Genomic DNA, 25790 nt, shown 5'->3' on the forward strand with positions numbered 1-25790 from the left:
CCTTATTTTTTCTCACTTAAAGAAGCTTCATTAATTTTATAAAAATCTAAGAGGGCTTTTTGGGCCTTTTGGACTCGGACAATATCATCCATATAGTCTTTCATTAATTCGGCTTTCGTTGCTAACTCTTGATAATTTTGGGAAGATAAGTTAACACCAAATTGGCCCATTCTTGCGTAGTAGCGATTTAAAAGATGTTGACCTTCCTCTGAGGCCCGGTCATTTCCTTTTTTAGCTGAGAAACTGGCCATGCGAACTGCTAAAGTATGAATGTTTTCACTTAGCTGTTTTTCTTCACCCTCATCTTTTGACACTTTAATTAGTTGCGCTTCCGCCTGCTCAATCAAATAATAACCACTAACAATATTGTTTGTATCAACTTCAGTCATATTAGTCATTTGATAAAACTTAGTATAGCCACCGACTGCTACTGAAATAATTAACAATAGTAAGAACAAGCTAAACCCTTTCCGACTACTACTCTGCTGCTCATCCAAAGCCTTCAGATCCCGGCGCCACTTTCGTTGACTGCGACGTTTTTTAGGTTTATTCCCTTTGACTATTTTCAGTTGACCTTTCGTACGAAGAAAAGACGTAAAAAAGATAAAAAACATGATAACTGAAAGAATTGCCAATGAGGCTGAGATTAAAATCACCCATTCAATTAGTAACATTTTTACCGCCTCGCTTTTCTATAGATTATCTTGTTTTTTTTCTGCTTTTACTACTACTTTTACTGCTGTTTTTAGTATTCCGTTTGCTTGTTTTCTTCTTATTAAGACTTTTCCTTACAAAATAAATACCGGCTATTACGAACACTAAAGCCGAAACAATTACTGCAATTAGCTTCCAGTCTAAACCACGTTCTTGAACTAAATTCACATCTTGTTGGTTAAACTTATCTGCTTGTTCTTTCGTAATGGTAAAATCACTGTCCCACTTCCATTCTTCGCCATGGGCACTTGCTAAAACATGAGCTGTGTATTTACCAGCTAACATTTTTTCACCACCAAAACTAACTGGGTAAGACATCACCGTATTCGGCGCCATCTCCATGTTATTCTTTTTGCTTTCAAACAAGACATCTTCTTTGCCTTCATTAGTAATTTCAATATCTAGCATTAAACCGTTAACTTTCATCGCTACCACATTAGCAAAATCTAAAAAGACAGCATTTCGAAAGTTAGCTTGCTCGGGATAAACTTTTTGTAAGTCGATCTGAGGTTTTAGTTCCGTCTCATCCATTTGTAGCGTTATTCCAAATAAATAGGCAACTTTGTTAATAATCGTTGTTGAGGTTACTTCTTCTTTACCTTCATCTTTTTCAATCATTTGTAGGCCACCAGTAACGATTCCTTCATAAGGAACTTTAGGCATTTTGATTGTCATTTCAATGTCTTTTTCACTATTTTTAGCTATTTGAATTTCTTTAGGAACTTCAATTAAATCAGTAATGTCATACGCCATGCTTTTATCAGCTTTAAAATCATTTGGCCCATACTCAAGTCCGCCATTACTATTAGTACGTGCGCCATTTAACGATAATAAAACGGTGATATCTTGATTACTCGTATTTCTAATTGTGGCTGTTGCTATTTGTTCTTGCCCTGGATTCATTTTTAAGTTCAAGGCTCCACCGCTGCCAATCTGATTCGTTGGGTGGTTAATCTTGTATGAAAATCCAACTTGCTTAATTTTACTTTCCGTTTCATCTGCCAAGCTCTTAGTTGGTAATAAACAAAATAAGCTTAATAATAATACAACTTTCAGAATTCTTTTCTTCATAACTAGCTCCTTTTTAAAAATTAAGGCGCTAAAAGAGTTTCTTTTAGCGCCTTGATTATGTTTTAAGTCCTATCGATACTTTACTGTTTCTTATAATTCAGCAATTGTCCAAAGGATTGTTGCTTGGTAAGCATCACCAATTTTTAATGGTGTGTTTGCTGGCACGTCTAATTTAACTGACTCTGCCATTGTTGGTTGTGTAATTACTCCTGTTGTTCCATCTTCAACAACTTTATCGTCTGCATCTAAAGCTGGACGACCGTATTCGATTGTGTATGCTCCCCAACCTTGTTTAGTTGCTGCATCAGCACTTAACATTACGGCTGAATCAACAGCTGCGCCTGTTGTATCTAAAACAACTGATGATGTTGGTGTTGGTAAGTTTGTTTTATCTGTTTGGTCACTGTTAACAAATGGGTTAGAATATGTTAATTTTGCGCCATCAAGAACGTCACCAGCTGTGTTTGTGAATGGGCTTGTTACTTTAGCTGATAATTTCCAGCCTTTAATGCCATCACCACGTTGGTCTGTTACTTGCACGAAGTTACCACGTTTAACTTCATCACCAGCTTTGTTTGTTCCTACTGTTGGTGATGCGAAGTATTCCCCAGCACCTGTTTTAATTTTGTTAGTTGCGCCAAAGTCTAAGTGTGAAACGAAATCAACACGTAATGTTCCTTTTTTATCGTTGTTGTTTGTTCCTTCTTCTTCTTCAACATCAATTTTTTCATCTGGTTTCTCCGGGTCAACAACTTCGTTGCCTTCGTTGTTTGAATCATCGTTTTCGATGTATTGGATTGTACCTTTACCGTTAAGTGTTCTTGCTTCTTCTGCTGCTAATGCTGTTGGTGCTACCGCTCCTAAGACTAATGCACTTAGAACTGCTGCACATGTAAATTTTTGTAATTTCATTATGAAATTCCTCCTATAGGTTTTTTATTTATGTCAATTTGGTGTTCAGCCAAATTAGCATTCCATTTTGTACCGGCCCTTTTAACGTTATTCCCGGTTCGAACAAGTTGACGACTCTTTATAATTCGGCGATTGTCCAAGTTAATGTCGTTGTATATTTGACCGGATCTTTTAAGGTTGCTCCCGGAACAAACAGCGAGATTGCTTGGTTTTTATACATCGGTTTGTCTTCCACCGTGGCATCCGTTAAAGGTTTGCCATCAGCATTCAGAACTGGTGTTAAAGTATTTTCAATCCCTTCAACTGAGCCTGAAGAACCAAATTCAACCGTCCAAGTCCCTGCCCCTTTGCCTTGTTCAGCAATGGCAATCGGATAAGTCGTTCCGATTTGGGCGATTTTTATCGCATCTTTGACAATCGTTGGTTGATAGTCTTTACTAAAACTTGAATTCGCCCATTGTTTATCAAAAGATAAGATCGCACCTTTTAACTCTTTGTTTTTGGTTGTCTCATTTCTAAATTGGTGTTCTTGTCGAACAGATAATTCCCAACCAGCTAATGATCCGCGACTATCTGTGACTTGAATATAGTTGGCTCGGGCTGGGGTTTCGCCTTTAAATAGCTGAGCGTTGGCGTAATACAATTGGTCTTCTTTAGAAATTGCTTGCGCCCCAAAATTTAATTGTGGCACAAAGTCCAATCTTAAAGGCCCTTCTGTTTTAACGATTTCCCCACCTGGCTCCACTTCTTCCCCGGGCTCTTCAGGATCCACAGGTTTCGTGACCCAATCGGCTCCTTCATACTGAATCGAGCCTTTACTAGGTAGTTCGGTTACTTTATCGCCAAAGTGTTCTTTTGGTAGACTAACTAACAAGAGCGGCAGAAGTCCAGATACAACTAAGAATTTCGTCTTAATGTTACTCATAAGACTCCCTCCTCTCTAAAACAACGACACTACTAGTAATCAATAACGCTCCACCGATTAGAATTGGTAACATTGTTTTTTGACTACCGGTTTGGGGCAGCTTGATGATCGGTTCTGGTTTTGGTTCTGGTTTTGGCTTTGGTTTTGGTTCTGGTTTTGGTTTTGGTTCTGGTTTTGGTTTAGGTTTTGGCTTTGGTATATCCGAGCTACTTTCTAAATAAAACTCAACTTCACCAGTCTGGCCAGCTTCGCCTTTTTCGTTGGCGTAAACACTACCAATTGGTAGGGCATATGCTAGTACGAAAAAGGTAACTAGTAAGCATGCCGTTATTAACTGTTTTTTTGACTTAATCATTACGAGTTCCCCTCCTTTTACATTCTGTTTATTCTATCGTATCACGAAGGGTCCAGCGAATAATGCCTTCATAACTGCCTGTCGTTTTCGGTACTTTGACAGGGTCCATTACTAATTTTAGACCTTCTGAATTAGCTGTTTTACCCCAACTATCGGAAATATTGAAGAGATAATCATCTGTATCAGCATCGTTGGCGTAGACTGTTTTGATACTACTATCTAAGGTTAAATCTTTGCCATTGTAACGATATTTTAATGCACCAATGTGCTCATCGTCACCATTAATCATTTCTTTCACGACTTCCGCAGTAATATGCCACGGCGTTCGGGATTTTCTCGTATCTTCGACTAGTAATGGTGTTGCCATATCAGCATTGTTAACGCTAATTTTTTTCTGGAAATCAATGACATCCACTGTTCCAAAATCAACTTCCGTTGGCGCAGATTCTAACATTAATTGACCTGCTACGGTACCACCAGGGTTAACAACTGAGCCTTTGTCCTTAATAATCACATGCTCTGAGTCAGGGTTAATTGGCCCTGGAACAAAGGGTGTTTCTTGTGGCGAGTGGCCTGTTCCCCAAGCTATATTTTCGACAACCGTATCGACAGCTTCTCTAGTAACCGTTGTTTTAAAACTGACAGTTGCCGTTTCTTGTGGTTTTAAGTCACCTAGTTTAACAATTAACTGACGATCATCAGCTTTATATGTCACTAGATCTGCTGCAGCAACTTGATCGTTAATTTTGACTTCACCTTTTTCTAAAGAAAAAGCTAAGCCAACTGGTAACGTATCATCTAGAGCTGCGTCATACCAGATTTTATTACTTGCTACTGTATCGTTGTTTTTAATCGTGATTGTGTAAGTTAACTCGCTACCTACTTGAGTTATTTGATTATTGCCCCCATCTAAAGTATCTGAAACAACTTTTTTAGTCACAACTGGTAGACTTGGGATTAAATCTGTTACTTGAACCATTTTCCCTGATTCAAAACGTTCATCTTTTGAGCCATTTTTTATGGCATCATGGAAACCTTGATATGCACCATAGTTGGCTGTTGAAATAACTAAGTTTCCATATTTTTGATTCGGTTCAAGGGTATTTGAAGTAGGTGGATTTATTAATTGATCTGTTAACTCTGATTCGTCTTTAGCATATACCTCAACTTTATCCTCTTTGCTAAAATATGCTGGTAAATCGATTTGCCACTTACCATTTTCAGAACGACCTGTCATTAAGCTGCCATCACTATTTTTCAACCATTCGTCATTCAATTTAACAAAGATATGTGCAGCGTCCTCACCTAAAGTACCTGAGATTTGCTTACTACTATTACTTAAAGTATCTACTTTTAAATTACTTGGCGGAGTAACATCTTCTGCTACAGCAGCCTCTTTAACCCATAAATCATTATCTTCTGGATACCCGATGTGTGTTTTAGCTGGATTGGGATTTACTTCTCCACCTGCTCCGCCACGCCAAGCTCTTAATACTTCAACTTTGTCACCGGTTTTGAAAAATTCATTATTTTCACTAGGAACCGTAAACATACCGCCTCTAGCCGGTTCACCATAGACCGAAAGGCCATTACTATTTCCGTCAGTTCCAATGGTTTTACCATATAACTCGTAACTTGTACCATCTGTTTTCGTTACTTTAAGAGCAACAGTCACTTCATCTGTCCAGGCATCACGAATCCCTTCAACCCCCTCAGGAACTGAGACATGCCCATATATATTTTTATCAGCATTGGTTGGTACTCTTAATTCATCTACTATTGGTTTCGCATTATTTCCACTAAATCGGGATAAATCCTCAAATCTTGATCCCCTTGTTGTTAAAACTTGACGCGCATCATTGTCACTGTAGTAAGTATTCCCTACCTGACCTGGCATTAATTCCATTTGAAATTGCGCATTAATAGTAGCTAAATTTCTTTTACTTGCTCCAATATCAATTAATGTCCAAGCTTTGTCCGGGTTTCCATCTAGTCTAGATTTATTTCCCCAAATACTAGCATCAGAATTAATCGAATTAAGAACTGCCCTATTCGTGGCGAACACATTTCTCTGGTTCGTTTGTGAGAAATCATAGTACAACATATTATCAAACTCTAGTACTGAGTCATTCCCATAATCAAACGCTGGGTCTGTTCCACCTGAAACAACTTGGAATTCTGTTCCTGATTCACCGACGATATTTACTTGTTGGCCACCTAATCCCCCTGAACGATGAGAATTTATGACCACGCGAGAATTCTTATCTTTTAAATTAAACTGATTCCCACCTCCTGAAGTATACTGAATTGCATATTCATTAGAGTTATTATCGATAAACATTTTTGATGAACCTGAAACGTTAACTATATTATTGCCACCAAACATTCTAATAGCGGCCCCTCTATTTGCAGTAGCAGCATTACCGCTAGCGTTAATATCTTTTTTGACGATACTTAACTCTGATTCATTAAGGATATTAAACGTCATATCCCCTTGGTCTCTGAAGCGAATAGTTCCACCCAATGAATAACCATCATCGGACAACGCTGTCGCTGTTAATTTTGATTTATTATCAACATCGAAAACACCATATTGACTCATCATTACTGTTGACGGTGACCACCGTGAGTTGACAATCAATTCTGACTCTTGGTCAATCTTATAATGGGCGTAACTACCTTCAACCGTAATTGCACCACCATATCGATCTGTGTACTTAGTGTTTGCATTAATTTCCACTTTGCTGGACTGACTCTTATTGTCTGGATTGTCCAAGTCCCCTTGGACATAGAAATTAAAATAAGGTGCTTTTTCTGCAATTATGAATGCTGTTTTTTTATTGCTACCAACTAATGATGACCCTTTTTCAATTACAACACTTGTGCCATTTTCGCGATTTGTACCACCTGTATATGTAGTTAAGAAGAAAATGTCGACTGTTTCAACTTCAACTTCTGTTTGATTTGTGATTAATAAATTTCGTGCCTCAATTAAGCGACTCCAGCTATCTGAAACGGTTGTTGAAGCCGATGTATTAGGCGCGGTATTGTAATCATTTTTTATTGTAGTTTTTTCACCATCAAAAACTACTGAAATCGTTGGGCCGTAAATATATCGTTTCGTACTACCGTATTTATATTCAAAGCCAGAATGATTAATTGTCCAACTGCTAGAGGTATCATTTGAATAAATCATTGCCCCTTCGCTCGCTCTTCCATTCGATAATGTGTCTCGTCCTTTAAATTCAACGTTATTTAAACTTAACTCTTTGGCACCACTTCCAGATGCTAAAGTTAATCCTGGAGATCGAATTCCTTTGGTATCTCCAAAATCAATAACTGGTTTGACTCCACCATTTACAACTCCTTGAATTTTCAAACTACGATTTAAGGTTCCAACTGTAGCCGAAGTCACTGACCCAGCTGGATTTGGATTTTTAATTGACTGTGTTACATTAATTGTTCCAACATTACTATTAGCAATCCCATCAACAAACTCTTGCCACGTTCCGACGTTGATTTCTTCTCCAGCGTATGTCGATTTCGTTGATGCTAATTTATTAATTTCATTTTTAACTTCCTCTATTTCTTCTTCTAAGACCGTCACATCAAATTCTTTAATAACTTTATCATTGCTACTGAACTCTAGTTTATGCGGTCCCACTTCTGAACTATTAAATAATAGTTTAATAGATGTATCTTTAACTACGTTTTCTGTTTTTATGATTGCGGCATTTTCTTTTAATAATTCAATGCTTATTCCTTCTAGTTCCGAAATGTTTTCAAATGTACTTTCCTGAAGGGTTAACCCTTCTGACATTTTAATTGTTAATGATTCTTGATTACCGGTTTTTATATTTAAGTCCACAATCAGGTCATCATTTGTATTTACTTCATTGTTAATTAAACTCAATTCAAAACTACTTTGATCTGTTTCAGAAGCTTTTAATTTACTCGATTCCTTAAATACGGTAAAACTTAACATAGCAACTAACCCAATAATCATAAGCCAGAATTTTTTCTTTTTTTCCACCTTAGCACCATCCTATATCTTTTTAATATTCTCATAACACCTTGTTTATTTATTCAAGTATTTATGAACTGTACCCAATGCTACATCGCACATTTCTGCAATCTGTCTCATATTCATTTTTTTATCATTGTATAGATAATTAATCTCTTTAATTTTACTTTCATCGATTTTCGGTCGGCCAGTTTCTTTTATTTCAGACTTTCCTTCTTTTGACTTCTTACTTAAGGCTGATAATTTATTAAACAACTTCAAATTATCTTTTAAAGAATATGCCAAACGACTATCAAATCGGTCATTGACACTTACAAACGTGGCTTGGCGCCTTTCAAGATCACTTAAAAACTTTATAAAGCTTTCAATATTTAAATTTAAAACTTTAACATCAACTGTAATCAGCTTATCTCCAGCTTGAATTTTAGTAATCAAATCACTTAATTTAGTTTGAGAACTATCGTTTTCATCTTCTATAACGACACTATCACATTTTTGGGTCATCAAAACTTTGATTTGTTCAAGGAGCTTTCCTGGATGATTTGATTGAACATATCCATAAATAGCCAAGTCATTCCCTCCTTATCAACTAAATAACGCTTTTATCAGCTTTTTATAATATATCTTATGTAAATTGTGAGCATCTGTATTTCTTTCGTCTACAAGTGTACCACAATGTTCATTTACTTGTCCATTAATTATTTGAAAATAAAAAAACTTTTTTATTTTTTGTGAAAAAACGGCTATAAAACACTATCATACCAACGAATATAGATATTTTTTAGTTTTTTGTTTTTTATATGTGGTGTATTTGTTCTATTAACTAGTTCAATTATTAGGCTTTACTTTTAGTTTTTTCTATCTACAGATTAACTGAAAATTAACATCCCTCTTAAATAATTTCCAGATAAAATACGATAGTTTTAAAATTGACTTATAAAATATTTTTAAACCATTCTAATTTACACAGGATATATTCTATCAAGATAAAAAAAAACACGACCTAAAAAGGTCGTGTTTTTTTTTATTCCATTTATTTTTTTTCTTCTTTCCTTATAACACTTTTGTTCTGCCAACGGCTAATGTTCAAAACAATGCCAATTAAAGATGATAAGATAATGACACTTGATCCACCGTAACTAACAAAAGGAAATGTCACTCCTGTCATTGGGATATAACCTAACAAGCTGCCCACATTGACAGATACTTGCAATAATAAAACCATCCCAATCCCAAAACAACATAAAGACTTTCGGCTATCTTCAATAATGATCGCTAAATAAAACGTTCTTAAGACAATTAAAAAGGGTAGAAAAAGAATCAGCATACTTACTACTAAGCCTAGTTCTTCAATTGTGACTGAAAAAATAAAATCCGTATCTGCTGCTGGTAAACGATTCTTTTTTTGTAAACTTTGCCCATAGCCTCTGCCCCAAAAGCCACCATTATACATCGCATAATAAGAATTTGAAGTTTGATACCCTTTATCAAATTCATCTAGAAAAGGATTTCCCATTAACTCAAAACGAACTAACAGATAACGGTATTTTGCTGGGACAAATTGGCGGTTGATGTTTAAGGCCACAAAAGTAATTAACGAGCGCAAAGCCATTCCTAGGGCGCCAACACCGACTGATAATAAAACCGGCACGCCACTTGCTAAAAGCATTGTGACTAGCAAAATCAACAACATGGCTGCCCCAGCAACGTTTGGTTGGAGGGCAACTAGTAAGATGTATGTAAAACAAATAATTAAAGGTTTACGGTACCGTTCCTTTAAGGGCTCTGAAACTGGATGTTTTGATAAATAGTTAGCAAGATATAAAATGAAAATCACATTAACAATCTCTGATGGCTGAATATTGATTCCCCCTAAAGGAATCCAACGTTTAGCCCCACCAACATCAATTCCTAATGGCGTATAGCTGACAATCAATAGTAGTAACAAAGAAATCAACATATATAGGCTGATTAGTGTTTTCGTGAAAAGGACTTCTAACTTCACACGGTAAAAAAAGTACGCTGTTATAAAGCCCATACACACAAATAAACTTTGTTTTAAAAATTTACTCCCCATGTAAGCCCCTAAGGTCATTAAATTAAAAGAGCTGGCACTAAATACCATTAATATGCCAATTAAACACAATAAGACATAAGGGATGACTATTAATAAATCAATCTTTTGTTGTTTTTTTTTCATCTTAGCTCCTCACTCGATTTAATCATTTAAAAAATCATGTAACTGACGGCTATTTTCAACTAAGTCTAACCTAATTACACTGCCGGCCTCAGTATAGTCATCAAAACTCCAAGTATCCTCTACTGGGACGGATAAATGCTCAAGTTCTTTGGTTGTTCCTAAAATAAAATCTTTACTAATATTCGTTAAGGTTTTAATTGTCAGATTAGTGTCTAAGGCGCCTAATGTTTTTCCAATCACCTTAGGCAAACGAGCTAAGGTTGTCATGTCTTGTGCTTGCTTAGCCAATTCTCCCATCGCTTGATTTTGGCGACGAATTCTACCAAAATCCCCTTCTTCATCTTTTCTAAAACGGACATACTGTAATAAAGTATGACCATCCATTTTTTGAACCCCTTTTTGAATCGTGACATTATCAACTGTTAATAGTTTTTCACTATTAATTTCAACCCCTTCTGGGAATAAGTCGTCAATGATATTAGTAAAATCAGCAAAAGTTAAGGTCACGTAGTACTCTAATGTTAGACCTAAATTGTCACTTAAGGTTTCTCGCATTAGCTCCGGTCCGCCATATGAATAAGCAGCATTGATTTTATCCGGCCAATAGCCTGGTATCTCAACGTAAGCATCGCGCATAATCGAGACTAACTTAGGGATTTTTGTCTCAGTGTCATATTGGGCAACCATTAAAGTATCTGCCCGACCTAACTCCTCTTTAGAACGGGCGTCAGACCCCACTAATAAAATGTTGATTTTATGAGCCTCTTCGGTTTTCTCACCTTGAAATTCAATTTCTGAGGGAACCTGCCCTTCACTGGCCGCTTTATATCCACTGTACATGTTATAAGCGATATATGATAAAACCAGTAAAATACTCGTTAATAGCACAATAATTACGACTTTAAGTACTGCAATAAGTTTTTTCATTTTTTTTCTCCTTTAGCTAAATTTCACACCGACCAACTCCCCCACTTTTTAAAGAATAGTTGCTACTAGTTTCTCTAAAAAAACAGACAAAAAAGACCTCACTTAAATAAGAGTCAGGACGAGAAAATAATTTAGCTATAGCTGAATATTCTTCGTTGAGTTTTAGCACTAGCCAACGTAAAAAGCGTTGCTTTTAGCTACTTTGAGAAAAGCCTTATTTCGACAATTCTTGTCCTAACCATTAGAGTCTCTCGACATTTCTGGTCAGTAGCTTATGTTTGACTAGGAGCCTCACCTAACAATTATTAATTACTGCTAAAACTATAACAAGCTGTTTCTTTTTTTTCAATTATTTTTTTGTTCGTTAATAAATTCTTTACTTGTACAGATGCAAAAAAAGACTGACTTCCGAAACTCCGAAAGTCAGCCTAGCTATTTCTTTTAATTCTAATAATTAACAGAAAAATTAGTCGTTTCTTTTGTTTTTATCACCGGATGCTTTTGTAAATAATCCGACATTAACTCGGTCATATCAACTGTCACTTCCCGAATAATCTTTTCTGGTCCAAACATCGGGTAATCGCCACCCCCAACTGCCCGGTACTGATTAATGACAAGCTCTAACTCATCTGTCGGTTGGATTAATTGCCCTTCATAAGTTAAGCCACTAATTCGCTGACCAACTGGTTCCTTAACGTTGATCTGATAGTTCACTCCTGTATAGAGATCATAGTTATAGTGTTCAACCTTTGGTGATAAAAAGGCTGGACTGACAATTAACTCCCCTTCAGGACTAACTTCGAAATAACTAGCAGAACGTTCTAAAGCAGCTTTAAATTCTGCGCCAGTCACTTTCACCACAGCTAAAGTATTCGGATAAATGTAATTCGTTACAATATCACGCATGGTAATTTCTTCACTAAAGCCTTTACCATTATTATCGAATAAGGCTGTGCCAGAAATTTTTGCGCCAGTGGCTTCCATCTGAACTTGATGAATAAACTCAATGTAAGGATGGCCCTTTGTACGAACTGCCATTGGATCAGTAATTGCCATGTTGCCTTCCACCCGACCAATCCGAGTATCAAGCCACGCTTCGACTTCTGTTAATAAAGGCGTGAATTTTTCTCGCATTCGCTGATTTTCCTCACCAGTCATTGCTAACAACTCACTATGAGCTGCCCGAATTTCTTTCGTAGGCTGATCATAGCTCAAAGTTACTTGAGCTAAAAACCGACCTTTATCACCTGGTTGGGTTGTCGGAACATTTCCTTTATTCCAAGCTATCTCTCGGTGTTGATGTCCTGTTAACAGGACGTCAATTCCCGGGACATTGTTGAGCAAGTCATAGCCTTCATTTTCACCAGTTAGGACCTCAGTTGGGGACCCTGTCCCTAAATCACGTTCAAAACCACCGTGATAACTAACAACGACAATATCTGCTAATGCTCTTAACTGTGGCAGATATTCTTGAGCCACAGTTACAGCTGATTTAAAGGTTAACCCTTTAACAGTCGCTGGTTGTTCCCAATTTGGAATGTACTGAGTCGTCAAGCCTAAGATGGCAACTTTGACACCGGCTTTTTCGATAATCTTATACGCATGGCCAGTTAGGGGTGTTCCATCTTCTTTCAAAATATTCGCACATAAGACTGGGTAATTTAAGGCTGCCAGCGTTCGTTCTAAATACTCCCGGCCATAGTTAAATTCATGGTTGCCTAAAACACCAGCATCATAGCCCATAGCATTCATCACTGCTGCCATTTCGGTGGAAGCTGGTTTTTTCGCTGCAAAATAACTAAGGGGTGAGCCTTGTAGAAAATCACCATTGTCAATTTTAAAGACTGGTTCTGTGGTTTCAGCAGCAATTTTAGTCATTAACTCTTTAACTTTAGTTGCCCCAAAAGGCAAGCTTTGATTTCTTTTGCGGAAATCTGTGGGAAAGACATAGCCGTGAAGATCACTTGTTGATAAAAAAGTTAGTTTCATGATTCTGCTCCTTTCGCTCTTTAAATTAGCCTTTAACTAATTTTCCACGTAATTTATTTGATACAACTTCGACAATCAGAATCAGACCAACTAGGCCAATTAAAATCGAGCCAACTTGATGCCAACGGTAAGAGTTCATGGCGAAAATTAATGGTGAACCAATTCCCCCTGCGCCAACTAAGCCTAAGATCGTTGCATCACGTAAGTTCATGTCGAAACGGTAAATCGTAATTGACGTAAAGTTAGCAATTAATTGGGGAATAATTCCGAAACGAATTTTTTCAAAAGTAGAACAGCCCATTGCTGACATTGCTTCTAAAATCCCAGTGTCAATATCTTCGATAATGTCGACATAGAGTTTAGAAACCATGCCGATTGATGTTAAGGACATCGTCATCACACCGGCAAAAGTTCCTGGACCAGTCACTCGGACAAACATCAAACCATAAACTAATGCTGGAACCGTTCTAATAACGATGACTAAGAAACGAGTAATCAAGTAGACTGGTTTCGGCACAACACTTGGTGCCATTAAGAACGCCACAGGAATTGATAAAATTGCTCCAAAGACTGTTCCAAGGAAGGCAATACAAATGGTCTCAAATAATAAGTAAAAGACCCCTTGATTCGTAAAATTCCATAATAAATCCATATCAGGTTGCAAAATACCTTTGATAATATTCACGGCTATCTTCCAACCACCATCATCAACGGCATTGAATTGAATTGCCGATAAAGACCAGACAAAGGCACCGAGAATAATCACGATCAAGGTTGCGTACTGAAGTTTTTTAGAGGGCTCTTGCCCTAATTGTGTTTCAATTGCTTGATTCATTGTTAGTCTCCTTTACTGTAATTTCTTACGACAATATTCACTAAGTAACTCAATCATGGCTACAGTAACGATTAGCACAACTAAAATCATACCAACGTTGTTGTACTCTCGCCAACCTAGTCGTTCATTTAAAATAATTCCTAAACCACCAGCACCAACGTAACCTAAGATTGAGGCATAACGAAGATTACCTTCAAAGTTAAACAAGGAAGTTGATAAAAACGTTGGCATGATTTCTGGAATCACGGCATAACGAAAGGCTTGAAAACGAGTAAAGCCCATTGATTCTAAGGCTTCAAAGGTTGACATGTCCAATGATTCAATTTGCTCGTAAGTTAATTTACCAACATAAGCAACGGTGAATAAGAAGATTGCTAACGTTCCTGCCATTGTTCCTAAACCGAAAACAAAGGTGGCAATTAACGCTGTTACAATTGTCGGTAACGTTCTAAGAATACTTAGAAACAGTTTGAAAAAACCTGAGATAAACCGATTTTTTATTATATTAGCTGAGGCTAACAAGGCTAAAGGGACTGAGACTAAAGCACCCACGAGGGAACCAAGTAAAGACATCTTAATCGTGTCAAAAAGTGGTTGCCAAACTCTACCGATGAATTCGAAATTTGGTGGGAACATTGCTTTTAATATGACAAAAAACTCATTGCCACGGGTAATTAACGTCGTGAAATTAAATTTAGTGACTCGCATTGCTAATAAGGTAAATAAGAACACAATCAAAACAATGAGGGGCACGAAAGATGGTTTTTCAAGAACGGTTTTGCCATTAGGCAGTTGAATTTCTTTGCCTTTTAAGAATTTTTTCATGTTCTCTATCCTTTCTCAGTCTCTGCTTCTTTTAAATAAATATCATCTAAAACAGCTTGGGTGACATTTTCTGATAGACCATCATAGACAATCTTACCTTTGCGAATTCCAATAACCCGATCAGCGTATTCCAGGGCTAAATCCACATGGTGAATATTTATTAAGACTGAAATGTTCAGTTCTTGATTAATCCGTTTAAAGTCATCCATTACAACTTTAGCTGTTACCGGATCAAGGGCTGCCACTGGTTCATCGGCTAAAATAATTTCTGGGTGTCTTGCTAACGTCCGAGCCAGGGCTACCCGTTGTTGTTGCCCACCTGATAATTGGTCAACTCGGGTAAAGGCTTTATCGAGAATACCAACATTATCTAAAGCTTCCAAACCAATAATTTTGGCTTCTTTAGGAAATATCCCTAATAATCGGCGCCACCAAGATAGTTCTGGGACTGAGGAAATCATCACATTTTTTAAAACTGTTGCCCGGGTAATTAAATTAAAAGACTGGAAAATCATCCCGATTTTTTTACGAAACTCACGAATTTCTTTACCTTTTAAGCTATTAACATCAGTGCCGTTAACTAGTAAGATTCCTTCATCAATGTCATGCATCCGGTTAATACAACGAATTAACGTCGATTTTCCAGCACCTGATAAACCAATAATTGCGACGAATTCTCCTTGTTCGATTTCCAAATTAACATCTTCTAAAGCGATGTAACCATTAGGGTATTGTTTTTGGACATTTTCAAATTTAATCATGTCTGTTCCTTTCCTAAAAATAAACTGCGACTAGTAACTAGTCACAGCTTATCTTCACTTACATTTTCGTAATTATTTAAGATTATTTTGCTAGTTCTTGGATTAGTTTTTGTGCTTGGCGTTCACTATCATAGTCTTCTGAAGTTGCTTTAACATAACCTTCATGACTATAGATGGCAATCACTTCTTTGCCTTTTTCACTTTCACCAATACTGATGAAGGCTTCTTGTAACGCTTTTTTCAATTTGTCATCCATTTGATCTGAGTTTTTACTAACTGAAATCGTGTCGTTAAAGACTGGTGGTGTTACGCCAATGACATCAGTTTCATCCCAAATACTTTCAGTCCGGTTGTATTCTTTGTTCCAGTTTTCAATGTAATCACGACGAGCGTCAGCATAAGCTAACACTACATCAACTTGACCAGCTGCTAAACGGGCAAAAGCACTACCGTATGAATCCGATTGTACAATATTTTTTAATTCAGATAAGTTTTTATCATAATTTTCTTGTAACCATAAGCTTGGGTAAATGTAGCCAGCTGGTGAAGATGAAGACATCACACTCCATGACGCGCTGTTTAACTCATCCCAAGTTAATTTTTCGCCAGCATTCACTTTTTTCGCTAAGGCTTGGCCTTTTGAAGAAGGTCCAGCAATTAATAAGGCACGATACGAACTTGCTTGTTTATCCGTTGGTTCTGTTGGTTTGTTATCGTTCCAGTCTTTCGCATCATCAGAATCTAAAGAAAGACCTGCACGAGTAGCTGTTAATAAAACTTCTGCCCCATCGTCATATAAAACAAATGTGCCACCAGGAATGAAGCCGACATCTAATGTCCCAGCTGATAATGACTCACCAACTGCTTCAAAGTTCGTTCCGACTGTAATATCAACATTTTTAATCGCATACCCTTGTTTGTCCATTTCTTCTATAATTAATTCTTTCAATGGTTCCGTTGCTGATACAATTTCTTCTGGATCTCTTGATGGTACGAATCCAACTGATAATGTTTCGATCGCTACTTTGCCATCTTCGGTTTTATCTTTCCCAGCTTCCTTAGCACCACAAGCTGTCAATGTTGCTGCTAACCCTAAAACTGCAGCGTACTTAAATGCTTTTTTAAACACTTACTTGTCCCCCTTAAAAGACTCTCTTTTTTTATTTGTATTACTTATAAAGTATATCACTGACTTTCAGAAGTTTCTATTGTTTACCCTTTTTAAAAAGTATTTTACGGGCTTTTTACATTTATTTTACTAGTAGTTCGTTTAAGTGTTCTTTTATTATAAGGTCCTCATTTAAGATTAATCGAATTACCATTTCAACTAGTAATTACCGGCTTTATCTTGCTGTAAAAGATTTAATAAAAAACAACACGAAAACTTTTTATGCGAATATTCAACTATTATTTGCATTTTTATACTTTATTGTGTATAGTTATCAACATAAATGAATAAAGGAGCTGACAAAATGAATAAAAAACCACTAGTTTCAATCCTTTTCTTAGGATTGTTAATGAGCCTAACGGCCTGTTCAACAAAAGATAACAAAATTGAGGCCGGTAGTGTCCGCGAAGTCGGAATTAGTTTAGATGCCGAACTTTCCACTGGCGATCCAGCCTTATCACAAGATTCTGTCAGCAATGAAATGTTAAATCAAGTTATGGAAGGCTTGTTACGTTTAGATAATCAAGGTGAGTTGTCACCTGCCATGGCAACTGCCTTACCAGAAGTTAGTTCTGACGGCTTAACTTATACTTTCAAGCTGAACAAGGAAGCCCTCTGGTCTGATGGCAGTCAAGTCACAGCTGATGATTTTGTCTTTGCTTGGCAACGGGTAGCCGATCCAATAACTGCTTCAAACTACGCAAACTTAATGTATTACGTCAAAAATGGCGAAGCTATTAATTTGGAAAATGCCGACCCTAAAAGTTTAGGGGTTAAAGCCATTGATGCTGAAACCTTAGAAGTCACTTTAGCTGAACCAACGACTTACTTTCTCTCACTATTAACTAGTTCAACCTTCTTCCCACTGAAAGAAGCTTATTTAAAAGAACAAGGGACTGATTTTGCGATGACTAGTGACAGTATGCTTTACAACGGGCCTTTTACTTTAACTGGCTGGGATGGGACTAACTCCCAATGGGTTTATCAAAAGAATCCTGATTATTGGGATGCCGAATCTGTGAACATCGACATCATCAACAACCAAGTCATTAAAGAAATTCATACCGGCTTTAACTTATATCAAAACGATGAATTGGCTAAAATAAACTTAACTGGGGAATATGCTCAACAAAATGCTAGCAACCCTGATTTAGTTTCTGAATTAGATGCTCGTTCAACCTATTTAGAAATCGACCATGTTAACCATCCGGCGTTAAAAAATAAAAAATTACGTCAAGCCATCGCCTTATCTCTTTCCAATGAAGAGATTGCTGATAATATTATTCAAGACGGTTCAAAAGCCTTACATGGCTTAATTCCAACTGGCTTAATGAGCAATCCAACTTCTAAAGTTGATTTTCGGGAAGACACTGGTAATTACTTAGCCCCTGATTTAGCTAAAGCTCAAAGCTTATGCGAAGAAGCCCAAAAGGAACTGAAAATGACTGAGCTTGACTTAGAAATTCTCATTGATGACGATGATACGACTAAAAAAGTCGCTGAAGCAATGCAAGCTAGCTTGGAAACTAATTTACCAGGCCTTAAATTAACATTAAAACGGGTACCGAAAAAACTCAGAGTTGAACTAGGCGACAAAGGCGAATTCGATTTGCTCTTATCTGGTTGGGGAGCTGATAAGCTTGATGGCACAGCCTTTTTAGATTTATTCACAACTGATTCCAGCTTTAATAGTGGCTCTTTTAGTAATCTTGAGTATGATGCCTTACTAGAAAAGATTCATACGACTTGGACTAATGATCCTCAAGCTCGGTATGAGGCCATGGTGGCAGCTGAAAAAATCTTATTAGATGAAGTTGGCATCGTTCCTTTATATCAAAAATCACAAACATCTCTGATTAAACCTTACTTAAAAGGCTTAGTTAATTACCCAGTTGGCGCAGTCAACTACAAATACGTAACTTTGGAGGAAAAATAAATGCTGACTGACTTAACCGATTTACAAAAGAAAGACTGTCTTAGCTTTGCCCAAGATTTAATTAGTTACCTTTCTGTTTGCCAGACTCCCACTGACAAAAAAACCCCCTTCGGTCAGGGGATTCAAGACTGTTTAGAATTTGCATTAAATTATTGTCAAGAACTTGGAATGACAACTTACCTCGACCCAGCTGGTTATTACGGTTATGCCGATTATGGTCAAGGGGAAGAGTTAATCGGAATTATTGGTCATTTAGACGTTGTTCCCGCTGGGGATTTAAGTCTGTGGCAAACACCTGCTTTTGAAGGGACAGTCATTGATGGCAAGCTCTTCGGTCGTGGCTCTGGGGATGACAAAGGTCCAACGGCTGCTTCTCTTCACGGTTTAAAATACTTAATAGCCGAAGACGTTCCTTTTAAAAAGCGCGTTCGCTATATTTTTAGTACTGACGAAGAAAGCATGTTCCGTTGTATGAAAGCTTATAACGAAAAAGAAGAACAACCAACTGCCACCTTAGTTCCGGATGGGCGCTTCCCTTTTACTTATGGTGAAAAAGGTCTAGCCAATTTTAAATTAACTGGACCTGGCATGAAAGACTGGTCTGTCACAGCTGGCGATGCCTTTAACGTTGTTCCCAGTTTAGCTACTTATACTGGCCCTAATTTAACAAACTTAATGACCACTTTGACTGAAAACAAACAGGAATTCAGTCAATTGTCAGCTGAGTCACTGTCACTTCATGGCACCGCTTGCCATGCTAGTATCAACCATCTTGGTAATAATGCGTTATCTCAACTAGCAGTTGCTGTCAATCAGCAGAGTAAGCACCCTTTATTAAGTTTTATCGCTAATGAAGTCGGCCTTGATCCCCATGCCACCTCTTTGCTAGGTGAAGTCGAAGATGAGATCTCAGGTAAAATCGCCTTTAACTTCGGTAAACTAGTCATTAATGAAGCTAGTAGTGAACTGTGGATCGATTGTCGCTATCCCTTTGCGGCTGACTATCAAGAGATTAAAGCAGCCGTTGAAAAAACCAGCCAGCTCTACGGCTTATCCTTTGAAGTCTATGATCAATGGGATGGGGCCATTGTGCCTTTAGACTCGCCCTTCTTAACAACAGTTTTAAAGACTTATCAAGACTTAACAGGTGATTTCACTGAACCAGGTGTCACGACTGGTGCCACTTTAGCCCGAACATTACCAAATGCCATTGCTTTTGGGACAGGAAGTTCTAGCTCAAAAAACGGCACTGCTCACCAAGCTAATGAATATGTCTTAGTTGAGGAACTTTATACTGGATTAAAAATTTATGCAAATGTTCTAGAAAAGTTAGTCACGATGGACGACTCCTTAACCCTGAATTAATCAGGGTTTTCTTTTGCTTCACAAAGCATTCTCTCATAACTTTCTCACCAAAATTTAAATTAACTGTTGACTTCTCTCATAATTAACTTTATGATAGGTTAACGATAAAAAAAGGAGGCATACAAGATGAATACCATGACTAATTCACAGCAAACAACATGCACTGCAATCATTCATAACCTAAGTCTTGTTATGTCTCAAACTGCTAACGTCGTCTTATTAATTATTTAACTCAGGATTTTTACTTAACTAAGTAAAGTCCTGTTTTCTGTTAGATAAAATGGGACGATACGTGATAGATTTTCTTCTAAACGCCGACCCATTACTAATGAGTCGGCGTTTTTAGTGTTATCGAAACTAAAGAGAAAGAAGGAAAATGAATGAATAAGTTTGGAGCGTATTTTAAGGAGAACATGTTTAAAGTGTCATCTGGAATTGCTAATGCCGTATTTCTGACTGTTGGTGTTGGTTTCTTATTAGCCACAATGGGAGATATGTTAAATATAGAAATATTAGTCACTATCGGCAATATTTCACGAGTCCTTCTCTGTCCAGCCTTAGGTGCTGGGATTGCTTTAATGTTAGGTGCTAACTCCTTAACAGTCTTTAGTGCTATGGTGGCGGCAACCTTAGGCGGCGGAGCGATCTCCGCTGTGGCTGAAGGTGGCTTTACGATTATCGGTGGGGAACCCATTGGCGCTTTACTAGCTGGCGTCATCGCAACTTGGGTTGGCAAAAAAGTGACCGGTAAAACAGTTCTCGATATGTTAGCTGTGCCAGTCTCAAGCTTATTAGTCGGTGGGATTGCTGGGGTTTACTTAGCTAAAATCATGACACCACTTTTAACAACAATCAGTGCCTTTATCTCCAGTGCCGTAAGTGGCAGTCCGATTATTGGTTCAATGGTCTTAGCTGTTGTTTGGGGCTTACTGCTAATGTCACCAGCCTCTTCGGCTGCTTTAGCAGTTGCTCTAGCCCTTGACCCAATGTCGAATGGTGCTATGTTAATCGGGACTACTGCTCAATACTTTGCTTATTCCGTCGTTTCTGCTAAAGAAAATGATTTAGGCGGCTACTTAGCCCAAGCCATTTGCACCCCGAAAGTCCAATTACCGAATATCATTAAGAATCCTCGGATCTTGATAGGGCCGACTTTAGCTTCAGCTATCTGTGCCCCGATTGCGACTGTTTTATTTAATTTTACAACGATTCCCGCTATGGGCGGTATCGGTTTTTGTTCTTTCGTCGCCCCACTCTTCATTATTAATAACAATGGCTTTGGGATGTTAGCTGTGTACTTATTATGTGGGGCAGTCTTACCAATTTTCATTACTTTAGGAGTCAATAAGTTCTTAATTGCTAAAGATAAATTAGTCGTTGGCGATATGACTTTAGTTGTAAACTAATCAAGGAGTGTGACGTATTAAATGAAGGCAAATGTTAATGATATTAAATGGGAAGAATTAGGTTTTTCTTATATTCAAACTGATTTACGTTATATTAGTAAGTGGCAAGATGGGGCTTGGGATGAGGGCCAATTAACAGCTGATGCCACTGTTCAAATGAGTGAAAGCGCCAATGCCCTTCACTACGGTCAAACGTGTTTTGAAGGGATGAAAGCCTATCGCCGAAAAGACGGTCAAATTCAGTTATTCCGACCGGATCAAAATGCCAAGCGGATGGCTAAAAGCTGCCAACGTCTCTTAATGCCAAGCTTTCCTGAAGAGGCTTTTGTGGCAGCTGTTAAAGCCGTCGTCAAAGCTAACGAACACTGGGTGCCACCTCATGAGTCTGGTAGCACTTTGTACATCCGGCCTTATATGTTTGCCACTGCTGGCAGTATCGGTGTGGCACCAGCTAGTGAGTACACTTTCTCGATTTTCGTTATGCCAGTTGGCCCCTACTTTAAAGGTGGCTTAGCACCAACTAACTTTATTGTTTCCGACTATGACCGGGCGGCTTCTCACGGCACTGGGGCTGTTAAAGTTGGCGGCAATTACGCTAGTAGTTTTTTACCTGGCAAAGAAGCCAAAGAACGAAATTTCAGTGATTGTATTTATTTAGATCCGAAAACACATACAAAAATTGAAGAAGTTGGGGCAGCGAATTTCTTTGCTATTACAAAAGACAATCGCTTTGTCACGCCGACTTCTCCCTCGATTTTACCAAGTATTACGAAGTATTCCTTGCTACACTTAGCTGAACACTATCTCCACTTACCAGTCTCAGAAGAGGACATCGAAATTAGTCAGCTAGCTAATTATCAAGAAGCCGGCGCCTGTGGCACTGCTGCCGTTATCTCGCCGATTGGCGGTATCCAGACTAGTGAAGATAACTTTCATGTCTTCTACTCGGAAACGGAAGTCGGACCAATCACCCGTCAACTTTATAATTTGTTAACTGGCATTCAATTTGGAACTGAAACAGGACCTGAAGGCTGGATTGTTGAAGTCTAGTATAAATCTCAAAAGAAAGGGGTCCGATGACTAATGTCACCGGACCCCCTTGCTTTTTTAGCTACTAAATTCAATCGCTGTTAGTTGAAATAATTCAGTTAAAATTTGATTGACTTGTTTGTATAACATCGGCTCATCAGCAATCACATCTTGGGTTTCGATGGTGATTCCATTAGCTGAATAAGTCAAATGGCCATATTCTTCGATGAGTTTCACTTTTAACTCACCTTTTTGGTATAAGGTGTATTCATCTGTCATCCCCATGACAAATTCTTGTTGCCAGCCTTTATGTAAGGCAACTGCCATGACTAGGGAAGCGACTCTTAAGTCATCTAGTAATAGTTCTTGCTCGTTGATAACTAAAGTATGGGAAACACTTTTTAACGTACTACAAGCGTTACAGCCTCCATCCGTTAAGTCTACGATTTTTACGATTTGTCCTTTTTCCATAGTGCTTACCTCCTTGTCATTCTTTATGTGAAATAAATCTCAAGATAAGTGTAATACGAAATATCAGCAAAGGCAAACTTTTTCGACTCAAAACAAAAAAGGCTAGAAAGCCTTTTTTATCTTACATCGTAATTGAATCACTTTTAGTTAACTTCATAAATAAAAGTAAAGATAGCACAGTAATACTTGTTAAAATTGTCGATAAAGCTGCTGCAATACCATAATTCCCCCGAATGACTTCTGTGTAAATTGCCACAGGCATCGTTCTAGTATTAACAGTGTATAACAAGATTGAAGTTGATAGCTCGGAAAGCATTGTGATCCAACTTAACACTGCCCCAGCAATAATCCCCGACAACATCATTGGTACAGTAATTTTAACAAAAGTATTAAGTCGGCTACTGCCTAAACTTTCAGCGGCTTCTTCAATTGATAAAGGCATTTGCATCAAGGCCGCCACTGATGATCGAATCGTATAAGGTAATCGTCTGACAGTTAAGGAAATGATTAAAATCGTTGCAGTTCCGGCAATTGCCATAAAACCAGAACCACCGATACCAGTATTAAAGGAAGTTAAGTAGGCAATCCCCATGACCGTTCCTGGAACAATGTAAGGAATCATACTAAAAATATCAATTGTTCCTGTAATGAGATTTTTCTTTCTCACTGCTAGATAAGAAATAAAGATTGCTAAGACGATCACTAAAACTAAAGCAATCAGAGAAATTCTTAATGAGTTATAAATGGCTGGTCCCATGCGACTAAAGGCTTCACGATAACTATTTAAAGAGTAACCTTTCTGGAAGACCATGCCTTTTGTATCGATAAATGAGGTATAAATTAAGTAAAGTTGGGGCATCATCGCCACAAAAACTACTCCATACATAACAGCATAGATCCCCACTCGTTTCATACCATAAACAGCTTTCGCTTCAACTGGATGTAAAGAACTCATACTAAAAGAATTGCGATTAGCAACATACTTTTGAATTAAGAAAATCGTTAACGCAATAATAATCGCAATAATCGCTAAAGAAGAGGCAAAAGCTGAGTTACCACCAACTTCACTAATGAACTGCGTATAAATCAACACTGGAAAGGTTCGATAGCCTTCACCAATTAACATCGGTGTGCCAAAATCTGAGAAGGCTCGCATGAAAACGAGTAAGGCTCCTGCTAGAATCGTTGGTGTTAATAAAGGTAATAAGACATGGAAAAAGCGTCTAAAGCCGGTACAACCCATACTTTCGGCAGCCTCTAGAATTGAATTATCAATACTTGAAAAAGCCCCTGTCACGTATAAGAAAATCAAAGGAAATAATTGAAGGGTAAAGACTAAAACAATCCCGGAAAAACCATAAATGTCAAAGGCTGGAAAACCTAGACTCATTAAAAATTTTGTAATGACGCCACTTCGACCTAATAATAAAATCCAAGAATAGGCGCCAATAAAAGGAGCCGACATAGAGGCGATAATAATTAAGATTTGTAAGACTTTTTTGCCTTTAAAGGCATACATTGAAAACAAGTAAGCCAATAAAATACCAATAACTAATGCAAAAAATGTCGCTGTAATTGAAATTTTAAAACTATTTAACAACGTCTCAGAATAATAACTTTTCGAGAAAAACATTGTAAAGTTTTCTAAAGATAAGCGCCCATTAACAAACAAAGCTTGCTTTAAAATATTAGCAATCGGATAGACTAAAAATAACAAATACGTAATTAAAATAAATAATGAGGAACTACTCCACATATTAAATTGTAATTTTTTTTTCATCTCTTAGACCCCCAAAAGGTTAGTCAAACCGTCTGCGGTAAAGACATTAATCTTTTGACGATTGACTTCAAGATACACGCTGTCACCTTTTAGCAAGTCTTCTTCAAAGGTCGATTCTTCGCTCATTTGAATTTTAATATCACCAGCCAAGGACATAAAGTATTCTGTATTCATACCTAAATACACACTATCTGTAATAGTTGCCTGTAAGGCTGTCTCTTGGTTTTTAACTCTTAAAAATTCTTCTGGGCGAATGCTAACTCTGACTTTTTGATCAGCAGTCCCTGCTAATTCAGGAAAAGCTATTTGATACCCATTAACTAAAGTAATGCTTGTGCCAACTTCATTACTAATTAGTTCCCCTTCAATGATGTTTGTCCGCCCAATAAACGTAGCGACAAATTCATTAGCTGGACGATGATACAGTTCTTTCGGACGACCAATTTGTTGAATTTCTCCGGCCTTCATAACGGCAATTAAATCAGAAATCGCCATGGCTTCTTCTTGATCGTGTGTGACATAGACTGTCGTAATTCCCACTTCTTTTTGAATCTCCCGAATGACTTGTCGCATGTCCACACGTAACTTCGCATCTAAGTTACTTAAAGGTTCGTCCATTAACAAGACATCTGGACTAATTGCTAAGGCACGAGCCAAAGCTACCCGCTGTTGCTGTCCCCCAGACAGTTGTTCTGGCTTCCGATCTTTAAAAGACGTAATCTGCATTAATTCTAAATATTTTTCAGCTTTTTCTTTAATCTCAGTTTTACTTAATTTACGTTGTTTCAAACCAAATTCAACATTTTCTTGAACTGTTAAATGGGGAAAGATTGCATAATTTTGGAAAACCATGCCGATGTTTCGTTTACTTGGATCTAATTGATTAATCCGGGTTGCCCCAAAATAAAAATCGCCACCTTCAATTGAGTTAAAGCCGGCAATCATTCGTAGCAAGGTCGTTTTACCACAGCCAGAGGGCCCTAATAAAGTAAATAGGGTCCCATCTTCAATTGCCACTGATAAATTTTCAATCACTGCTTTACCGTCATATTCTTTTCTTGCTTGTTTAATAACTATTTCACTCATTAGGCTGCCTC

The 25790-nt window shown here is 37.7% G+C and carries 21 protein-coding genes and 1 riboswitch; of the genes, 4 read left to right on the plus strand and 17 right to left on the minus strand.

Going from position 1 to position 25790, the window contains the following annotated elements; translation table 11 throughout:
* Positions 1-2 precede the first annotated feature (2 nt).
* The 14 genes from CBF35_RS08345 to CBF35_RS08410 all read right to left on the minus strand — a co-directional run bounded on the left by CBF35_RS08345 (position 3) and on the right by CBF35_RS08410 (position 16667).
* A complete protein-coding gene (locus tag CBF35_RS08345) occupies positions 3-674 on the minus strand; it encodes a hypothetical protein (RefSeq protein WP_126780039.1) in 672 nt (223 codons plus the stop codon).
* Positions 675-699: 25 nt separating this feature from the next.
* Positions 700-1785, minus strand: a complete 1086-nt coding sequence (locus CBF35_RS08350) for a WxLIP family cell surface protein (RefSeq protein WP_126780041.1) — start codon at positions 1783-1785, stop codon at positions 700-702.
* Positions 1786-1875: 90 nt separating this feature from the next.
* Positions 1876-2697, minus strand: a complete 822-nt coding sequence (locus CBF35_RS08355) for a WxL domain-containing protein (RefSeq protein ID WP_126780043.1) — start codon at positions 2695-2697, stop codon at positions 1876-1878.
* A gap of 118 nt (positions 2698-2815) precedes the next feature.
* On the minus strand, positions 2816-3622 hold the full coding sequence (locus tag CBF35_RS08360) for a WxL domain-containing protein (protein WP_126780045.1): 807 nt from the start codon (positions 3620-3622) through the stop codon (positions 2816-2818).
* Positions 3615-3977, minus strand: coding sequence for an LPXTG cell wall anchor domain-containing protein (locus CBF35_RS08365; protein ID WP_126780047.1), 363 nt, complete (start codon positions 3975-3977; stop codon positions 3615-3617). Before CBF35_RS08365 ends, CBF35_RS08360 begins: the two co-directional genes overlap by 8 nt.
* Positions 3978-4005: 28 nt before the next feature.
* Positions 4006-8010, minus strand: a complete 4005-nt coding sequence (locus tag CBF35_RS08370; protein WP_126780049.1) for an isopeptide-forming domain-containing fimbrial protein — start codon at positions 8008-8010, stop codon at positions 4006-4008.
* Positions 8011-8055: 45 nt separating this feature from the next.
* On the minus strand, positions 8056-8571 hold the full coding sequence (locus CBF35_RS08375) for a winged helix-turn-helix transcriptional regulator (protein ID WP_126780051.1): 516 nt from the start codon (positions 8569-8571) through the stop codon (positions 8056-8058).
* A gap of 463 nt (positions 8572-9034) precedes the next feature.
* Complete coding sequence (locus CBF35_RS08380) at positions 9035-10201, minus strand: FtsW/RodA/SpoVE family cell cycle protein (RefSeq protein ID WP_126780053.1); 1167 nt, start codon at positions 10199-10201, stop codon at positions 9035-9037.
* Positions 10202-10219: 18 nt separating this feature from the next.
* Positions 10220-11128, minus strand: coding sequence for an LCP family protein (locus CBF35_RS08385; protein WP_244922580.1), 909 nt, complete (start codon positions 11126-11128; stop codon positions 10220-10222).
* 140 nt (positions 11129-11268) lie between these two features.
* Positions 11269-11438, minus strand: a riboswitch (M-box (ykoK) riboswitch).
* 137 nt (positions 11439-11575) lie between these two features.
* Complete coding sequence (locus CBF35_RS08390; RefSeq protein ID WP_126780055.1) at positions 11576-13117, minus strand: bifunctional metallophosphatase/5'-nucleotidase; 1542 nt, start codon at positions 13115-13117, stop codon at positions 11576-11578.
* Positions 13118-13142: 25 nt separating this feature from the next.
* Entirely contained in the window at positions 13143-13952 is an 810-nt protein-coding gene (gene phnE / locus CBF35_RS08395) for a phosphonate ABC transporter, permease protein PhnE (RefSeq protein WP_126780057.1), read from the minus strand.
* Between the two features lie 12 nt (positions 13953-13964).
* Complete coding sequence (gene phnE / locus CBF35_RS08400; protein WP_126780059.1) at positions 13965-14777, minus strand: phosphonate ABC transporter, permease protein PhnE; 813 nt, start codon at positions 14775-14777, stop codon at positions 13965-13967.
* A 5-nt stretch (positions 14778-14782) separates the two neighbouring features.
* Positions 14783-15538 (minus strand): phosphonate ABC transporter ATP-binding protein, encoded by a 756-nt coding sequence (gene phnC / locus CBF35_RS08405; RefSeq protein WP_126780061.1) that lies wholly within the window; start codon positions 15536-15538, stop codon positions 14783-14785.
* Between the two features lie 82 nt (positions 15539-15620).
* Positions 15621-16667, minus strand: a complete 1047-nt coding sequence (locus CBF35_RS08410; RefSeq protein ID WP_126780063.1) for a phosphate/phosphite/phosphonate ABC transporter substrate-binding protein — start codon at positions 16665-16667, stop codon at positions 15621-15623.
* 343 nt (positions 16668-17010) lie between these two features.
* On the opposite strand from CBF35_RS08410, the gene CBF35_RS08415 reads away from it, so the two are divergent.
* The 4 genes from CBF35_RS08415 (at position 17011) to CBF35_RS08430 (ending at position 22463) form a co-directional block, all read left to right on the plus strand.
* Positions 17011-18642 carry a peptide ABC transporter substrate-binding protein gene (locus CBF35_RS08415; RefSeq protein ID WP_170174757.1) on the plus strand — a complete coding sequence of 544 codons (1632 nt, stop codon included), beginning with the start codon at positions 17011-17013 and terminating at the stop codon, positions 18640-18642.
* Complete coding sequence (locus tag CBF35_RS08420) at positions 18643-20007, plus strand: Sapep family Mn(2+)-dependent dipeptidase (RefSeq protein WP_126780068.1); 1365 nt, start codon at positions 18643-18645, stop codon at positions 20005-20007. It begins immediately after the preceding gene.
* A 380-nt stretch (positions 20008-20387) separates the two neighbouring features.
* Positions 20388-21413 (plus strand): PTS sugar transporter subunit IIC, encoded by a 1026-nt coding sequence (locus CBF35_RS08425; protein WP_126780070.1) that lies wholly within the window; start codon positions 20388-20390, stop codon positions 21411-21413.
* A gap of 21 nt (positions 21414-21434) precedes the next feature.
* A complete protein-coding gene (locus CBF35_RS08430; protein WP_126780073.1) occupies positions 21435-22463 on the plus strand; it encodes a branched-chain amino acid aminotransferase in 1029 nt (342 codons plus the stop codon).
* Positions 22464-22520: 57 nt separating this feature from the next.
* On the opposite strand, the gene CBF35_RS08435 is transcribed toward CBF35_RS08430, so the two are convergent.
* The 3 genes from CBF35_RS08435 to CBF35_RS08445 form a co-directional block, all read right to left on the minus strand.
* Positions 22521-22913: a DUF4809 family protein gene (locus CBF35_RS08435; RefSeq protein ID WP_126780075.1), complete on the minus strand. Its 393-nt coding sequence runs from the start codon at positions 22911-22913 to the stop codon at positions 22521-22523.
* Positions 22914-23034: 121 nt separating this feature from the next.
* On the minus strand, positions 23035-24693 hold the full coding sequence (locus CBF35_RS08440) for an ABC transporter permease (protein WP_126780077.1): 1659 nt from the start codon (positions 24691-24693) through the stop codon (positions 23035-23037).
* A 3-nt stretch (positions 24694-24696) separates the two neighbouring features.
* Positions 24697-25779 (minus strand): ABC transporter ATP-binding protein, encoded by a 1083-nt coding sequence (locus CBF35_RS08445; protein WP_126780079.1) that lies wholly within the window; start codon positions 25777-25779, stop codon positions 24697-24699.
* Positions 25780-25790 lie beyond the last annotated feature (11 nt).

The sequence above is a fragment of the Vagococcus salmoninarum genome (assembly GCF_003987495.1).
GTDB lineage: Bacteria > Bacillota > Bacilli > Lactobacillales > Vagococcaceae > Vagococcus_D > Vagococcus_D salmoninarum.

Excerpts from the sequence above, each read along its gene's own strand:
- CBF35_RS08345 (WP_126780039.1), bottom strand. The coding sequence starts at position 674 with ATGTTACTAATTGAATGGGTGATTTTAATCTCAGCCTCATTGGCAATT.
- CBF35_RS08350 (WP_126780041.1), bottom strand. The coding sequence starts at position 1,785 with ATGAAGAAAAGAATTCTGAAAGTTGTATTATTATTAAGCTTATTTTGT.
- CBF35_RS08355 (WP_126780043.1), bottom strand. The coding sequence starts at position 2,697 with ATGAAATTACAAAAATTTACATGTGCAGCAGTTCTAAGTGCATTAGTC.
- CBF35_RS08360 (WP_126780045.1), bottom strand. The coding sequence starts at position 3,622 with ATGAGTAACATTAAGACGAAATTCTTAGTTGTATCTGGACTTCTGCCG.
- CBF35_RS08365 (WP_126780047.1), bottom strand. The coding sequence starts at position 3,977 with ATGATTAAGTCAAAAAAACAGTTAATAACGGCATGCTTACTAGTTACC.
- CBF35_RS08380 (WP_126780053.1), bottom strand. The coding sequence starts at position 10,201 with ATGAAAAAAAAACAACAAAAGATTGATTTATTAATAGTCATCCCTTAT.
- CBF35_RS08385 (WP_244922580.1), bottom strand. The coding sequence starts at position 11,128 with ATGAAAAAACTTATTGCAGTACTTAAAGTCGTAATTATTGTGCTATTA.
- CBF35_RS08390 (WP_126780055.1), bottom strand. The coding sequence starts at position 13,117 with ATGAAACTAACTTTTTTATCAACAAGTGATCTTCACGGCTATGTCTTT.
- phnE (WP_126780057.1), bottom strand. The coding sequence starts at position 13,952 with ATGAATCAAGCAATTGAAACACAATTAGGGCAAGAGCCCTCTAAAAAA.
- phnE (WP_126780059.1), bottom strand. The coding sequence starts at position 14,777 with ATGAAAAAATTCTTAAAAGGCAAAGAAATTCAACTGCCTAATGGCAAA.
- phnC (WP_126780061.1), bottom strand. The coding sequence starts at position 15,538 with ATGATTAAATTTGAAAATGTCCAAAAACAATACCCTAATGGTTACATC.
- CBF35_RS08415 (WP_170174757.1), top strand. The coding sequence starts at position 17,011 with ATGAATAAAAAACCACTAGTTTCAATCCTTTTCTTAGGATTGTTAATG.
- CBF35_RS08420 (WP_126780068.1), top strand. The coding sequence starts at position 18,643 with ATGCTGACTGACTTAACCGATTTACAAAAGAAAGACTGTCTTAGCTTT.
- CBF35_RS08425 (WP_126780070.1), top strand. The coding sequence starts at position 20,388 with ATGAATAAGTTTGGAGCGTATTTTAAGGAGAACATGTTTAAAGTGTCA.
- CBF35_RS08430 (WP_126780073.1), top strand. The coding sequence starts at position 21,435 with ATGAAGGCAAATGTTAATGATATTAAATGGGAAGAATTAGGTTTTTCT.
- CBF35_RS08435 (WP_126780075.1), bottom strand. The coding sequence starts at position 22,913 with ATGGAAAAAGGACAAATCGTAAAAATCGTAGACTTAACGGATGGAGGC.
- CBF35_RS08440 (WP_126780077.1), bottom strand. The coding sequence starts at position 24,693 with ATGAAAAAAAAATTACAATTTAATATGTGGAGTAGTTCCTCATTATTT.
- CBF35_RS08445 (WP_126780079.1), bottom strand. The coding sequence starts at position 25,779 with ATGAGTGAAATAGTTATTAAACAAGCAAGAAAAGAATATGACGGTAAA.